The following is a 13909-nucleotide window of genomic DNA, read 5'->3' on the forward strand; positions in this document are numbered from 1 at the left end:
TGCTTATGAGCTTTACAATTGCCCTCAATTTTGAGGACGGCATCACCCGCTTCATTCAGTGCAATGCGGGTGAAAAGGTACTGGATGCCGCGTATCGCCAGAAGATGAATCTGCCGATGGACTGCTCTGACGGCGTTTGCGGCACCTGCAAATGCCACTGTGCCAGCGGCGATTATGCCCTTGGTGAAGACTTTCTGGCAGAGGCCCTGAGCGACGAGGAAGCCGCTGCGCGTCAGGTTCTGACCTGTCAGATGATCCCCTCCAGCGACTGTGTCATTGACGTTCCGGTAGCCTCCGCACAGTGCAAAACGGGCATCACCACCACCGACGCAGACGTCGTGGCGATCAATGCGCTTTCCGATACGGCGATTGAACTGGTGGTGCGCCCAGAGACGCCGCTTCACTTTCTGTCCGGGCAGTATATTAATATCCAGATCCCCGGGACGCCGCATCTGCGCGCCTATTCGTTCAGTTCGCTGCCGGGAAGTCAGGAAGGGCGGTTTTTAATCCGCAATGTTCCCGGCGGGCTAATGAGCCAATGGCTGACCCAGCGCGGCCAGCCCGGAGATACCCTCACCCTCAGCGGTCCGATGGGCAGTTTTTATTTGCGGCATACCGTGCGCCCGGTCTTGATGCTTGCCGGTGGAACGGGGCTTGCCCCCATGCTCTCGATGCTGGAAACGCTCGCGCAGAGGCAAAGTCAGCGCCAGATAACCTTACTTTATGGGGTGACCAGCGATGTCGATCTGGTGAAAACCGAGGCGCTGGACGCTTTTCGGCAAAAACTTCCCGGCTTTCGCTGGCTACCGGTGGTGACGGATGCGCAAAGCGCTTGTCCACAGCGCGGCTTTGTCACCGATCACCTGAGCGATGAAATGCTCAATCAGGGCGAGGTGGATATCTATCTTTGTGGCCCGCCGCCGATGGTGAATGCCATCACAATGGCGCTGCGTGAGCGCAATATTACGCCCGCGGGTTTCTGGTATGAAAAATTTATTGCCAGCCAAAGTGCGGCGGCGTGAGGAGCGAAGATGCGATTTAACCATAAAGTCGTGGCGATTACCGGGGCCGCCCAGGGGATTGGCCGGCAAACCGCTATTCAGGCCGCGAAGGAAGGGGCGCGGTTGTTGCTTATCGATCGTGCCCGTCATGTCCACGAACTGGCGGCGGAGCTTGCTTCAGAAGGTTGCCAGGCGCTGGCGCTGGAGGCGGATCTTGAGCAATGGGAAAGTACAGAACGGGCTTTTGCTACCGGCGTCGCCCACTTTGGTCAACTGGATGTGCTGGTGAATAACGTCGGCGGAACCATCTGGGCAAAACCGTTTGCGGAGTATCAGCCGGACCAAATTGAAAAAGAGATCCGCCGCTCGCTGTTTCCGACACTCTGGGGCTGCCGGGCGGCACTACCGTGGATGCTGAAACAGGGACGCGGCAGTATTGTGAATATTTCCTCTGTCGCCACCGGCGGGGTGAACCGCGTGCCATATTCAGCCGCAAAAGGCGGTGTGAATGCGTTAACGCGCGCGATTGCGATGGAGTACAGTACGAGCGGCATTCGCATTAACGCGGTGGCGCCTGGCGGGACAGAGGCACCTGCACGCGTGGTGCCACGCAACGTGGAGAAACCTTCCGCACAAGAGCAGGTCTGGTATCAGCAGGTGGTGGATCAAACGATCGACAGCAGTCTGATGCAGCGTTACGGCACGCTGACGGAGCAGGCCAATGCGATTTTATTTCTTGCCAGTGACGAAGCGAGCTATATCACAGGCATCACCTTACCGGTTGCCGGGGGCGATCTTGGTTAGTGTCACCAGACAGTAAGCCAGGCATACTGTCTGGCTTGCCGTCGTCCTCATCGGCGTCACCTTTCCCGCACACGGCAATCCTTCATTATTGATAATCACGACGCTGAACAAAAAGTTGGACATATGTTCAATTTCCCGTAGGATCGTCAGAGCTGGACATGTGTCCAGCTTTGTACCGGAAGGGAGTTTTATGTTTCGTCAGTGGTTAACGTTAGTGATTATTGTGCTGGTCTACATTCCTGTTGCGATAGATGCAACGGTGCTGCACGTTGCCGCGCCCACGCTGAGCATGACGCTGGGCGCCAGTGGTAACGAACTGCTGTGGATCATTGATATTTACTCGCTGGTGATGGCAGGGATGGTTCTGCCGATGGGCGCGCTCGGCGATCGCATCGGTTTTAAACGCCTGCTTATCCTCGGCGGGGCGCTGTTTGGTCTTGCGTCACTGACCGCGGCATTCGCGCACACGGCCAGTTGGCTTATCGCCACCCGTGCAGTTCTGGCGATTGGCGCGGCGATGATCGTTCCGGCGACGCTGGCGGGGATCCGCGCGACATTTTCCCAGGCGCGCCATCGTAATATGGCGCTTGGCGTCTGGGCGGCGGTCGGATCGGGCGGCGCGGCATTCGGTCCGCTGGTCGGCGGTATGCTGCTGGAGCATTTCTACTGGGGCTCGGTATTCTTAATTAATGTGCCGATTGTTCTGGTCGTTGTGGCGCTCACCGCACGTTACGTTCCGCGTCAGGCAGGACGTCGCGATCAGTCGCTGAATCTGGGGCACGCCATTATGTTGATCGTGGCCATTTTACTGTTGGTTTATAGCGCGAAAACCGCACTGAAGGGACATATGGCGACCAGCGTTATTGCGCTTACGCTGTTGACTGGGGCGCTTTTGCTGGCCCAGTTTGTACGCATTCAGCTTGCCGCCTCGCGCCCAATGATCGATATGCGTCTGTTTACCCACCGTATCATCTTAAGTGGCGTGGTGATGGCCATGACGGCGATGATCACGCTGGTCGATTTTGAACTGTTAATGGCACAGGAGCTGCAGTTTGTACACGGTCTGTCGCCCTATCAGGCGGGGCTGTTCATGCTGCCGGTGATGCTTGCCAGCGGTTTTAGCGGTCCGATTGCCGGAATGCTGGTCTCACGGCTGGGGTTGCGGAAGGTCGCCACCGGGGGAATGGCGTTAAGTGCGCTCAGTTTCTATGGTCTGGCGGCGACAGATTTTAGCACGCAGCAATTTCAGGCCTGGGTGCTAATGGCGCTGCTGGGTTTCAGCGCCGCCAGCGCGCTACTGGCCTCAACGGCGGCGATTATGGCTGCCGCGCCCGCCGAAAAAGCGGCGGCGGCGGGGGCAATCGAAACGATGGCCTACGAACTGGGAGCGGGTCTGGGAATTGCTATTTTTGGTCTGCTGCTCAGCCGCAGTTTTTCAGCGTCGATTGCGCTTCCTGGAGGTCTGGATGCAGAGGAAATTGAACGCGCCTCGTCTTCAATGGGCGAAGCCGTGCAGTTAGCGAAGACGTTCCCTGACGCCATGGGTGAAAGTATTCTGTTGGCCGCGAAACAGGCGTTTACCTGGTCACACAGCGTGGCGCTCAGCAGTGCCGGAAGCATGCTTATCGTGCTTGCTATCGGCATGTGGTTCAGCCTGGCGAAAGTGAAACGCGATTAACTCAGTGGGTAAGCTGACAGAGGTTATCCATTGCTTCAACCTCTTTGCCGCTCAGACGAGCGTACTGTCCGGTGAGTCGCCAGAACGCCGGTTGTGTCTCGGTATAGATCTCGGCGGCCAGGATCAGGCGGCGGCGATCGACCTCGTTGAATTCGAGCAGAGTCCAGGGGACGAAGTAGCGTAGGGTGTCAGTCAGCTTTATCCACAGCGGACAGCCGCATCCGGAGCAGAAGTAGCGTTCACCGCGTGCAGAAGAGGAAAAATAAGCCGGTTCGGGCGCATCAGGGTCCATCATAGGGTGCCCACTGGCTTCCAGATACATGGCGATACCGCCGGACCATTTCTGGCATAACGTACAGTGACAGGCATAGACATCAAGTGACTCAATGTCCACGGTGAAATGGCTTTGCCCACAGAGACAACGTCCTGTATACGTTTGCACGGCATACTCCTTATGACCGGTTTACTCTCTGGAAAAAAAACCAGCCCGTAGCGGGCTGGCTTCTTGTACTGCTCAATTCTACAAATTAGAACTGATAGGTCAGGCCAACAGCAACGATGTCGTCGGTGGAGATACCGGCAGCACGGGTGAAGTTGTTGTCATCCAGCAGGTTGATTTTGTAATCAACATAGGTAGACATGTTTTTGTTGAAGTAGTAGGTCGCGCCAACATCAACATATTCAACCAGATCCTGGTCGCCGTAACCGCCAATGTCTTTACCTTTGGATTTCAGGTAAGCCAGGGACGGACGCAGACCGAAGTCGAACTGGTACTGAGCAACCACTTCGAAGTTCTGCGCTTTGTTAGCAATACCGTTTACATCACCGAAAGTGGTCATGTTACGGGTTTCAGCATAGGTGGTTGCCAGGTAGATGTTGTTCGCATCATATTTCAGACCAGCAGCCCATACTTCAGCGTTTTTACCCGCTGCATAGAATACGTTGTCGCCGTTACGAGTCTGGGAATCGGTACGGTCAGATTTCGCGTACGCAGCAGTTGCAGCGAAGCCTTCATATTCGTAGCTGGTGGACAGACCGAAACCGTCGCCGTTTTGCTCAACGAGTGCAGAACGACCGTTGTTGGTTTCGCCAGAAGCGCCATTTTTGCCCTGATACTGCAGCGCGAAGTTCCAGCCTTCAACCAGACCGAAGAAGTCGGTATTACGGTAGGTTGCAACGCCAGTAGTACGGCCAGTCATGAACACGTCAGTCTGGGTCCAGGTGTCACCACCGAACTCAGGCAGAACGTCGGTCCATGCGCCAACGTCGTATGCTACGCCGTAGTTACGACCGTAGTCGAAAGAACCGAAGTCAGCGAATTTCAGACCAGCAAACGCCAGACGGGTTTTGTTGCTGTTTGAACCACCGGTAGATTCGGCACGGTTACCTTTGAATTCATATTCCCACTGGCCGAAACCGGTCAGTTGGTCATTGATCTGAGTTTCGCCTTTGAAGCCCAGACGCGCATAAGTTTTGTCGCCGTCATCACCGTTGTTGTCAGAGAAGTAGTGCAGAGCGGTAACTTTACCGTACAGATCCAGTTTGTTGCCGTCTTTGTTGTATACTTCTGCTGCATTTACAACGCCTGCTGCCAACAGGCTAGTCACTGCCACTGCAACTAATTTAAGTTTCATTATAAAAATCCTTATAATTTTCTTGGTATGATTCCTGAACCATTGCTAAACGAGGCTGCTCATCAATGGCAAACTATTTTTAAATTAGGGGGCAGTACGAATTCAATAATAAGTTTCATAACATTGCTAAATATTTATAGTTGTGTGATCCAGATCGCTTTAATACACAGCAAGAAATTAATCGCCATATGAGATAACCCTGAATGAAATATTTCCGCACGGAACTATATGTGCGTAATTTGTTATTATCTCAATTAGTTCGCAATGTATACTATATGCGGTGAATTTATTTGATTTGCATTATAAAATTCATTTTTTATCATTATTTTATCAATTCATTAACACACGAGCTCGTCTCAGAAGCGGTTCAGTCACGAATTTAAATGAATCCTGAATGAGTTCTAAATTAAGGTATGGCAGTCATATCAGAAAAAGGCAAATAAGAAGAAGGGAATGAAAATAAACATTGCAGGTTAATTATTGATTGTTGAATTATATGCGTGCCAGTGAAAAACTGACACGAAGCCTTTTATACCCGTCGTGTTGCCCACCAGCAAAGCAGAGATCCGGCACAGACCATCATGGCACCCTGCCAGAAGGAGAACGACAGCGGGGCGCTCAACAGCACAGCGGCAAGCGCTGACGACAGGACAGGTGTGAAATAGGAGCCCACCGCCATAATGGTGACATTACCGTGCAAAATACCGACGTTCCACGCCGCATAAGCAAACCCCAGGGTTAATGCCGCAGAAAAGAGTTTAATCACAACAGGTGTACTGAATATCATTTCAGGTTGTGGCGTCAAAAAATAGTGGAACCACAAACTTAACGCTGTCAGCAGGACAAACACGGTAATTCCATTAAATCCTCGTGCATATTTGTTGGTCACGGTGCAGTAGGTTGCCCAGATAAACGCGCCGAGAAACGCAAGAAAATAGCTTAATGGACTGGAGGTGACATTGCTGAGAATTTCATCGGGATTAAGTCCATTCTCACCACCAAGAACCCAGCAAACCCCAATCAACGCAAGGAATAATCCTGGTATGATGCCCCAGTTTGTCTTTTGTCCATTAAACAAAATGGCGAATAAAATAGTCAGGCTGGGCCATAAATAATTGACCATTCCCACCTCAATGGCCTGATGACGCGTTGCGGCATACCCCAAAGACAATGCCAGACAAATTTCATAACTGACAAACAGCATGCTACCGGCGATCAAATAGCCAATGGGAAAGCGACGAATATTGGGAAATCCAACGGTAAATATCAACAGCAGTCCACTTAATGAATAGATAGCCGCCGCGCCACCCACCGGGCCAAGACCTTCACTGACGCCACGAATCAGACCGACCATTGTGCTCCATAGCACAATAGCGATAAGCCCAATGAGCGTTGCTTTTTGTTTCGTCATTCTGATTGCCGTGTTTCATAACTTGCGAAAAATGAAGCTGAACTATATAGCACTTTTTTACCTGAACACGCCAGACACAAGGTGAAAGAGCGATACCACTATGGTGGTACATAAAACAGACATAAGGGGCTATTTAGTAGCGGAACCGTTTCGTTATTGATTTGACTCAAAAAAAATACGGCCTTTGCTGTTAGTTTCCGGGCGGAAATTACCACTGTGGAAAAAAGGGGAAAGCAATGGACGTCAGCCGCAGAAAGTTTTTCAAAATCTGCGCGGGCGGTATGGCCGGAACAACAGTTGCTGCACTGGGATTTACCCCCAAAATGGCGCTGGCTCAGTCGCGAAATTATAAGTTATTACGTGCGAAAGAGATCCGAAACACCTGCACATACTGTTCCGTGGGTTGTGGGCTATTAATGTATAGCCTGGGTGATGGAGCAAAAAACGCCAAAGAAGCGATTTACCATATTGAAGGGGATCCGGATCATCCGGTGAGCCGCGGAGCATTGTGTCCGAAAGGCGCAGGCTTGCTGGACTACGTCCATAGCGAGAATCGCCTGCGTTATCCGGAGTATCGCGCGCCGGGTTCCGACAAGTGGCAACGCATTAGCTGGGATGAAGCCTTCACCCGCATTGCGAAGCTGATGAAAGCCGATCGCGACGCCAACTTTATCGAGACAAACGAACAGGGGGTGACGGTCAACCGCTGGCTTTCAACAGGGATGCTTTGCGCTTCCGCAGCCAGTAATGAAACCGGTATGTTGACGCAAAAATTTGTGCGCTCGCTCGGCATGCTGGCCGTCGACAACCAGGCACGCGTCTGACACGGACCAACGGTAGCAAGTCTTGCTCCAACATTTGGTCGCGGTGCGATGACCAACCACTGGGTTGATATCAAAAACGCCAATGTCGTCATGGTCATGGGCGGTAACGCTGCTGAGGCTCATCCGGTGGGATTCCGCTGGGCGATGGAAGCGAAAAACAACAATGACGCCACGCTGATTGTGGTCGATCCCCGTTTTACCCGTACTGCCTCGGTTGCAGATATTTACGCGCCGATTCGTTCCGGTACGGACATTACCTTTCTGTCCGGCGTACTGCTGTACCTGATAGAAAACAACAAAATCAACGCCGAATACGTCCGCCATTACACCAACGCCAGCCTGCTGGTACGGGATGATTTTGCCTTTGATGATGGTTTATTCAGCGGCTATGACGCGAATAAACGCCAGTACGATAAGTCATCCTGGAACTACCAGTTCGAAGAAAACGGCTACGCTAAACGCGATGAAACCCTGTCGCATCCACGCTGTGTGTGGAATTTGCTGAAACAACACGTCTCCCGCTATACGCCGGACGTGGTGGAGAACATTTGCGGTACGCCAAAGGCCGACTTTCTGAAAGTCTGTGAAGTGCTGGCCTCAACCAGTGCCGCCGATCGCACCACAACCTTCCTGTATGCGCTGGGCTGGACCCAACATACCGTCGGTGCGCAAAACATCCGCACAATGGCGATGATCCAGTTGCTGCTGGGCAACATGGGCATGGCCGGTGGCGGCGTCAATGCACTGCGAGGTCACTCTAATATTCAGGGGTTAACCGATTTAGGTCTGCTCTCTACCAGTCTGCCTGGCTATCTGACGCTGCCTTCAGAGAAACAGAGCGACTGGCAAACGTGGCTGAATGCCAACACGCCAAAAGCAACGCTGGCGGACCAGGTTAACTACTGGAGCAACTATCCGAAGTTTGCCGTCAGCCTGATGAAATCGTTCTACGGCGATGATGCGCGCAAAGAGAATGACTGGGGCTTTAACTGGCTGCCGAAATGGGACCAGGCCTACGACGTCATCAAATACTTCAACATGATGGATAGTGGGAAAGTGACCGGCTACATCTGTCAGGGCTTTAACCCGGTTGCGTCCTTCCCGGACAAAAACAAGGTGGTTCGTAGCCTGAGTAAACTGAAGTATATGGTGGTGATCGACCCGCTGGTGACCGAAACATCAACGTTCTGGCAAAACCACGGCGAATCCAACGATGTCGATCCGGCGGCTATCCAGACCGAAGTGTTCCGTCTGCCGTCCACCTGTTTTGCTGAAGAAGATGGCTCTATTGCCAACTCTGGCCGCTGGTTGCAGTGGCACTGGAAAGGGCAGGATGCACCGGGTGAAGCGCGTAACGACGGCGAAATTCTGGCCGGGATCTTCCATCGTCTGCGCGACATGTACCGTACGGAAGGCGGCAAAGGCGCAGAACCGCTGCTCAAAATGCGCTGGGACTACAAACAGCCGGATCATCCGGAGTCAGAAGAAGTGGCAAAAGAGAATAACGGCTATGCGCTGGCCGATCTCTATGACGCTAACGGTGTGTTGATCGCGAAGAAAGGGCAACTGCTCAGCAGTTTCGCGCAGTTGCGTGATGACGGTACGACGTCGTCTTCCTGCTGGATTTATACCGGTAGCTGGACGGAGCAGGGCAACCAGATGGCCAACCGCGACAATGCCGATCCGTCTGGGTTAGGTAATACGCTGGGTTGGGCATGGGCGTGGCCGTTGAACCGTCGCGTGCTGTACAACCGTGCGTCTGCGGATATCAACGGTAAACCGTGGGATCCGAAACGGATGCTTATCCAGTGGAACGGAACGAAATGGGCGGGGAATGATATTCCTGATTTCAACACCGCGCCTCCGGGTAGCGCTACCGGTCCATTTATCATGCAGCCGGAAGGCATGGGGCGACTGTTTGCTCTGGATAAACTGGCAGAAGGTCCGTTCCCTGAACACTATGAGCCGATGGAAACGCCGCTCGGCACTAACCCGTTGCATCCTGACGTGGTTTCCAGTCCGGTGGTGCGAATCTATGAAGACGATGTGCAGCGTTTAGGTAAGAAGGACAAATTCCCGTATGTCGGAACGACCTATCGCCTGACCGAACACTTCCACACCTGGACCAAGCATGCGTTGTTGAATGCGATTGCGCAGCCGGAACAGTTTGTGGAAATCAGCGAAACGCTGGCGGCGGCAAAAGGTATCGCCAATGGCGATCGCGTCACGGTAAGCAGCAAGCGCGGGTTTATCCGTGCGGTGGCGGTCGTTACGCGTCGTCTGCGTACGCTGCAGGTTAACGGTCAACAGGTTGAAACCGTCGGTATTCCGCTGCACTGGGGTTTTGAAGGGGTGGCGCGAAAAGGCTATATCGCCAACACCCTGACACCAAACGTCGGTGATTCAAACTCGCAAACGCCGGAATACAAAGCGTTTTTAGTTAACATCGAGAAGGCGTAAGGGGGCGAACATATGTCTTTGGAAACGCAGGACATCATCAGACAGTCCGCAACCAACACCATCACGCCGCCGCCGCAGGTACGTGATTATAAAGCGGAGGTCGCCAAGCTCATTGACGTCTCCTCCTGCGTAGGCTGCAAAGCCTGCCAGGTGGCCTGCTCTGAGTGGAACGACATTCGTGACGAGGTGGGGCATTGTGTCGGGGTGTACGACAATCCCGCCGATCTCAGCGCCCGCTCCTGGACGGTGATGCGTTTTAGCGAAACCGAACAGAATGGAAAACTGGAATGGCTGATTCGTAAAGATGGCTGTATGCACTGTGAAGATCCGGGCTGCCTGAAGGCGTGCCCGTCTGCGGGGGCAATCATCCAGTATGCCAACGGGATTGTCGATTTTCAGTCCGAACATTGCATTGGCTGCGGCTATTGCATCGCCGGGTGTCCGTTTAATATCCCGCGCCTCAATAAAGAGGATAACCGCGTTTACAAATGTACGCTTTGTGTCGATCGTGTCAGCGTCGGCCAGGAACCGGCCTGTGTCAAAACCTGTCCGACCGGGGCGATTCATTTCGGCACCAAAAAAGAGATGCTGGAGCTGGGTGAACAGCGCGTGGAGAAGCTGAAAGCGCGTGGTTATGAACATGCTGGCGTCTATAACCCACAGGGCGTCGGCGGCACCCACGTGATGTATGTTCTGCATCATGCGAGTCAGCCAGCGCTGTATCACGGCTTGCCGAACGACCCGAAAGTCGACACCGCAATCAATCTGTGGAAAGGGGCGCTGAAGCCTTTAGCCGCCGCCGGGTTTATCGCAACCTTCGCCGGATTGATTTATCACTACATCGGTATTGGCCCGAACAAGGAAGTGGACGATGACGAGGAGGATCATCATGAGTAAGTCGAAAATGATTGTGCGCACGACGTTCATCGATCGCGCCTGTCACTGGACGGTGGTGATTTGTTTCTTCCTGGTGGCGCTGTCGGGGATTTCGTTTTTCTTCCCGACACTGCAATGGCTGACGCAAACCTTCGGCACACCGCAGATGGGACGTATTTTGCACCCGTTCTTTGGTGTGGCGATCTTTGTCGCGCTGATGTTCATGTTTGTCCGCTTCGTTCATCACAATATTCCGGATAAGCAAGACCTTCCGTGGCTGAAAAACATTGTGGAAGTGCTCAAAGGCAACGAACACAAAGTGGCGGATGTCGGTAAGTACAACGCCGGGCAGAAGATGATGTTCTGGTCAATTATGAGCATGATTTTTGTGCTGTTGGTGACCGGGGTCATCATCTGGCGTCCGTACTTTGCGCAATTCTTCCCGATGCAGGTAGTGCGTTACAGCCTGCTGATCCACGCGGCAGCGGGCATCATTTTGATGCATGCCATCCTCATCCACATGTATATGGCCTTCTGGGTGAAGGGGTCAATTAAAGGGATGATCGAAGGGAAGGTAAGTCGCCGTTGGGCGAAGAAACATCACCCGCGCTGGTATCGTGACGTTGAGAAGGCCGAAGCGAAGAAAGAGAGCGAAGAAGGGATAGTGTAACCGCTTTCTGACGATAAGGCGCTACGCAGGTAGCGCCTTAAATGACTTGCCGGATGGCGGCTAACGCCTTATCCGATCAACACAGATCGCTTACTGTACAGCCAGCCGCCGTAAACGAGAAACGTCCACGTTTTTTTGCGCTTCCGCCAGGCTCCAGGCATTTTGCAGATTCAGCCACATCTCAGGCGAACTGCCGATCACCACAGAGAGCTTAATTGCCATTTCCGGGGTCAGCGCGGCTTTGCCCGTCAACAGACGGCTGGCCGTTGAGGGCGCAATCTCCATTGCTCTGGCAAATTCACGCAAACTGACGTTCAGCTCGTCCAGCGCTTCCTGAATAATATCCCCGGGGCGGGGATGGTTCGCCATTTTCATCAGTGATAATCCTCGTAATCCAGAATGTACGCATCGCCATTGACGAATTCAAACGTCAGACGCCAGTTGCCCGAAACCGATATCGCCCAGACCTGGTCACGATCGCCATTCAGACAATGCAACCGGTAGCCGGGCATATTGATATCGTTCACACAACCTGCGGCGTCAATCACGGCAAGGCGGTGTCGTAAACGTTTGACGTGTTTTGCCATCACGCCAGACGTTTTGCCGAGAAGAAACAGGTCGCGTAGTCCTTTATGTCTGAAGCTCATGATCATCCATCTCACCTCGTTCCCTCAGAAGGAACAGTATCATTACGTTGCGTGTGGCGCAACAACTTTCGCCACGGTTTAGCGAATTGTCGGGGTAAACAAAACAAGAGAAAAGGTGAGGGGATGAATTCTGGAAAGCGTTACGCAAAATGCCCGGTAAACAGTGCGCTACCGGGCGTTGAGGGTTAAAGTCGCGCCATGATGTCGGCAATTTCCTTGCGCCATTGCACCTGCAACTGTGGCTTCTGGTGTCGGGGTTTACGCGCCAGATCGTCCGCCAGCCGCTGTTCCAGCGCGATCAGTTTCTCCAGCAGCGCGTTCTCATCAGCCTGCTCAGCAACACCCTGCACAGCCGCCTTATCATCAGAGAGCGGTTCCACAACGGTTTCGCGGATTCGGGCATTCATCGCGTCCAGATCGTGCCATTCGCTCAGTTCCCCCCCATCCACAAACCAGAAGCGATTACAGCTTTGACGAATGAGCTGGCGATCGTGACTGACCAGCAACACGCCGCCTTCAAAGATTTGTAATGTCTGCGCCAGCGCTTCTTTGCCTTCCATATCCAGATGGTTAGTCGGTTCATCGAGCATCAGCAGGCTGAAACGTGCCAGGGACAACCCAACAAACAGCAGGCGCGAGCGCTCGCCGCCGCTTAGTGTACTCACCATTTGTTGATGGCGTATCCAAGGGAACCCCGCGCCGATCAGCGCCATTTTGCGAATATCTGGCGGTGGGGCGAAGGGTTCAAGGGCATCGAACAACGTCGCATCATCCGGAAGTTGATGCAACGTCTGGTCGTAATAGCCCAGCGAAACGCGAGGATGCAGCACCAGTGAGGCCGACGTTTGTGCGGTCTGATAGTGTTGCCAGATGAGCTTCAACAGCGACGATTTACCACAGCCGTTACGTCCGACAATGGCGACTCGATCGCCACTTTTCAGACGAATTCCGGCAATGTTAAACAGCGTTGAAGCCTCCGGAGCCGGTTTGACCGGCAGATTAGCCATTTCAAGCAGACGATCGGCGCGCAGCGCATCGCCGTGCAAGGTTAGCGTCCACGGACTTCCTGCCGTCAGTTCCGTTTGCACCGCTTTCAGGCGAGAAACCTGCTTTTCCATCTGTTTGGCTTTACGGGAGAGGTCTTCGTTGTCATACACCTGACCCCAGGTTGCCAGTCGTTTAGCGCTGGCGGTGACGCGATCGATCTCCTTTTGTTCCGCTTTATAGCGCAATGCATCGCTGGCATCCCGCTGTGCAAGAGCCTGACGGGCTTCACTACAGGGTTGTGCAAAGCCATGCAGGGTGCGATCCCGCAGGACCCACGTTCCATTAGTCACGGCATCCAGAAGCTGCGGATCGTGAGACACCACGACAAAACTGCCGGACCAGTGCTGTAAAAACTGCTCCAGCCACAAAAGCGTAGGCAGGTCCAGATGGTTACCCGGTTCATCAAGCAGTAACAGATCCGGATTACGCATCAGTGCGCGGGCCAGCAGCAGTCGCGTATGCTGACCGCCGCTCAGGGTCTGCGCCGTTAAGGTTAAATCTTGTGGACGAAAACCCATCTGTGCGAGCAGGGCTTCGATCCGCCAGAGCTGTCCGGCGCGATCCTGTTCAGGCAGTTGCGCCAGCACCGCCTCCTGCAACGTCAGCGGCAGAATTTCGTCGGGCAAATGCTGTTCAGCGCGGGCAAGGTGGCAGTGATTCGCTACGGCGAGCGTTCCGCTGGTCGGGGCTATCGAGCCGTCGAGAACTTTCAGCAGTGTACTTTTGCCACAGCCGTTATCGCCGATTAACCCAATACGGTCGCCTTTTTTCAGGGTAAAGGTCAGGCCGTCGAAAAGCGTGCCAAACGCCGTATCAACGTGGAGAGATTGCGCGGTTAGTAATGTGCTCATTGTTGC

General features: G+C 53.5%; 12 protein-coding genes. 6 read left to right on the forward strand and 6 right to left on the reverse strand.

The window, feature by feature from the left end:
- Window positions 1-5 precede the first annotated feature (5 nt).
- From benC to WB371_RS12350, 3 genes are all read left to right on the forward strand, one after another.
- A complete protein-coding gene (gene benC, locus WB371_RS12340; RefSeq protein ID WP_336220359.1) occupies window positions 6-1022 on the forward strand; it encodes a benzoate 1,2-dioxygenase electron transfer component BenC in 1017 nt (338 codons plus the stop codon).
- Between the two features lie 9 nt (window positions 1023-1031).
- Complete coding sequence (locus WB371_RS12345) at window positions 1032-1805, forward strand: 1,6-dihydroxycyclohexa-2,4-diene-1-carboxylate dehydrogenase (RefSeq protein ID WP_336220360.1); 774 nt, start codon at window positions 1032-1034, stop codon at window positions 1803-1805.
- Window positions 1806-1995: 190 nt separating this feature from the next.
- Entirely contained in the window at window positions 1996-3483 is a 1488-nt protein-coding gene (locus WB371_RS12350) for an MFS transporter (protein ID WP_336220361.1), read from the forward strand.
- Between the two features lies 1 nt (window position 3484).
- On the opposite strand, the gene WB371_RS12355 is transcribed toward WB371_RS12350, so the two are convergent.
- The 3 genes from WB371_RS12355 to yddG form a co-directional block, all read right to left on the reverse strand.
- The gene (locus WB371_RS12355; RefSeq protein WP_336220496.1) at window positions 3485-3871 is read right to left on the reverse strand and encodes a GFA family protein; all 387 of its coding nucleotides are present in this window, start codon (window positions 3869-3871) and stop codon (window positions 3485-3487) included.
- A 139-nt stretch (window positions 3872-4010) separates the two neighbouring features.
- Complete coding sequence (ompC, locus tag WB371_RS12360) at window positions 4011-5117, reverse strand: porin OmpC (protein ID WP_336220362.1); 1107 nt, start codon at window positions 5115-5117, stop codon at window positions 4011-4013.
- A gap of 529 nt (window positions 5118-5646) precedes the next feature.
- Window positions 5647-6528: an aromatic amino acid efflux DMT transporter YddG gene (gene yddG, locus WB371_RS12365; RefSeq protein WP_336220363.1), complete on the reverse strand. Its 882-nt coding sequence runs from the start codon at window positions 6526-6528 to the stop codon at window positions 5647-5649.
- 236 nt (window positions 6529-6764) lie between these two features.
- Here yddG and fdnG point away from each other — a divergent pair, with 236 nt between their 5' ends.
- The 3 genes from fdnG to fdnI are packed head-to-tail and all read left to right on the forward strand — an operon-like array spanning window position 6765 to window position 11358.
- Complete coding sequence (gene fdnG, locus WB371_RS12370; RefSeq protein WP_336220364.1) at window positions 6765-9812, forward strand: formate dehydrogenase-N subunit alpha; 3048 nt, start codon at window positions 6765-6767, stop codon at window positions 9810-9812.
- A 12-nt stretch (window positions 9813-9824) separates the two neighbouring features.
- A complete protein-coding gene (gene fdxH, locus WB371_RS12375; RefSeq protein WP_336220365.1) occupies window positions 9825-10709 on the forward strand; it encodes a formate dehydrogenase subunit beta in 885 nt (294 codons plus the stop codon).
- Window positions 10702-11358: a formate dehydrogenase-N subunit gamma gene (fdnI, locus tag WB371_RS12380; RefSeq protein ID WP_336220366.1), complete on the forward strand. Its 657-nt coding sequence runs from the start codon at window positions 10702-10704 to the stop codon at window positions 11356-11358. Before fdxH ends, fdnI begins: the two co-directional genes overlap by 8 nt.
- Before the next feature lie 90 nt (window positions 11359-11448).
- Here the strand turns inward: fdnI and WB371_RS12385 are convergent, their stop codons facing one another.
- The 3 genes from WB371_RS12385 to WB371_RS12395 all read right to left on the reverse strand — a co-directional run bounded on the left by WB371_RS12385 (window position 11449) and on the right by WB371_RS12395 (window position 13903).
- Window positions 11449-11733, reverse strand: a complete 285-nt coding sequence (locus tag WB371_RS12385) for a HigA family addiction module antitoxin (RefSeq protein ID WP_336220367.1) — start codon at window positions 11731-11733, stop codon at window positions 11449-11451.
- Window positions 11733-12011: a type II toxin-antitoxin system RelE/ParE family toxin gene (locus tag WB371_RS12390; RefSeq protein ID WP_336220497.1), complete on the reverse strand. Its 279-nt coding sequence runs from the start codon at window positions 12009-12011 to the stop codon at window positions 11733-11735. Before WB371_RS12390 ends, WB371_RS12385 begins: the two co-directional genes overlap by 1 nt.
- A gap of 179 nt (window positions 12012-12190) precedes the next feature.
- The gene (locus WB371_RS12395; protein WP_336220368.1) at window positions 12191-13903 is read right to left on the reverse strand and encodes an ABC-F family ATP-binding cassette domain-containing protein; all 1713 of its coding nucleotides are present in this window, start codon (window positions 13901-13903) and stop codon (window positions 12191-12193) included.
- Window positions 13904-13909 lie beyond the last annotated feature (6 nt).

Origin of the sequence: Citrobacter amalonaticus (genome assembly GCF_037053465.1) — a bacterium.
GTDB classification, from domain to species: Bacteria; Pseudomonadota; Gammaproteobacteria; order Enterobacterales; family Enterobacteriaceae; genus Citrobacter_A; species Citrobacter_A amalonaticus_H.

What these genes read in the sequence shown, in the direction of transcription:
- benC (WP_336220359.1), top strand. Translation starts at nt 6, where the DNA reads ATGAGCTTTACAATTGCCCTCAATTTTGAGGACGGCATCACCCGCTTC.
- WB371_RS12345 (WP_336220360.1), top strand. Translation starts at nt 1,032, where the DNA reads ATGCGATTTAACCATAAAGTCGTGGCGATTACCGGGGCCGCCCAGGGG.
- WB371_RS12350 (WP_336220361.1), top strand. Translation starts at nt 1,996, where the DNA reads ATGTTTCGTCAGTGGTTAACGTTAGTGATTATTGTGCTGGTCTACATT.
- ompC (WP_336220362.1), bottom strand. Translation starts at nt 5,117, where the DNA reads ATGAAACTTAAATTAGTTGCAGTGGCAGTGACTAGCCTGTTGGCAGCA.
- yddG (WP_336220363.1), bottom strand. Translation starts at nt 6,528, where the DNA reads ATGACGAAACAAAAAGCAACGCTCATTGGGCTTATCGCTATTGTGCTA.
- fdxH (WP_336220365.1), top strand. Translation starts at nt 9,825, where the DNA reads ATGTCTTTGGAAACGCAGGACATCATCAGACAGTCCGCAACCAACACC.
- fdnI (WP_336220366.1), top strand. Translation starts at nt 10,702, where the DNA reads ATGAGTAAGTCGAAAATGATTGTGCGCACGACGTTCATCGATCGCGCC.
- WB371_RS12385 (WP_336220367.1), bottom strand. Translation starts at nt 11,733, where the DNA reads ATGAAAATGGCGAACCATCCCCGCCCCGGGGATATTATTCAGGAAGCG.
- WB371_RS12390 (WP_336220497.1), bottom strand. Translation starts at nt 12,011, where the DNA reads ATGATCATGAGCTTCAGACATAAAGGACTACGCGACCTGTTTCTTCTC.
- WB371_RS12395 (WP_336220368.1), bottom strand. Translation starts at nt 13,903, where the DNA reads ATGAGCACATTACTAACCGCGCAATCTCTCCACGTTGATACGGCGTTT.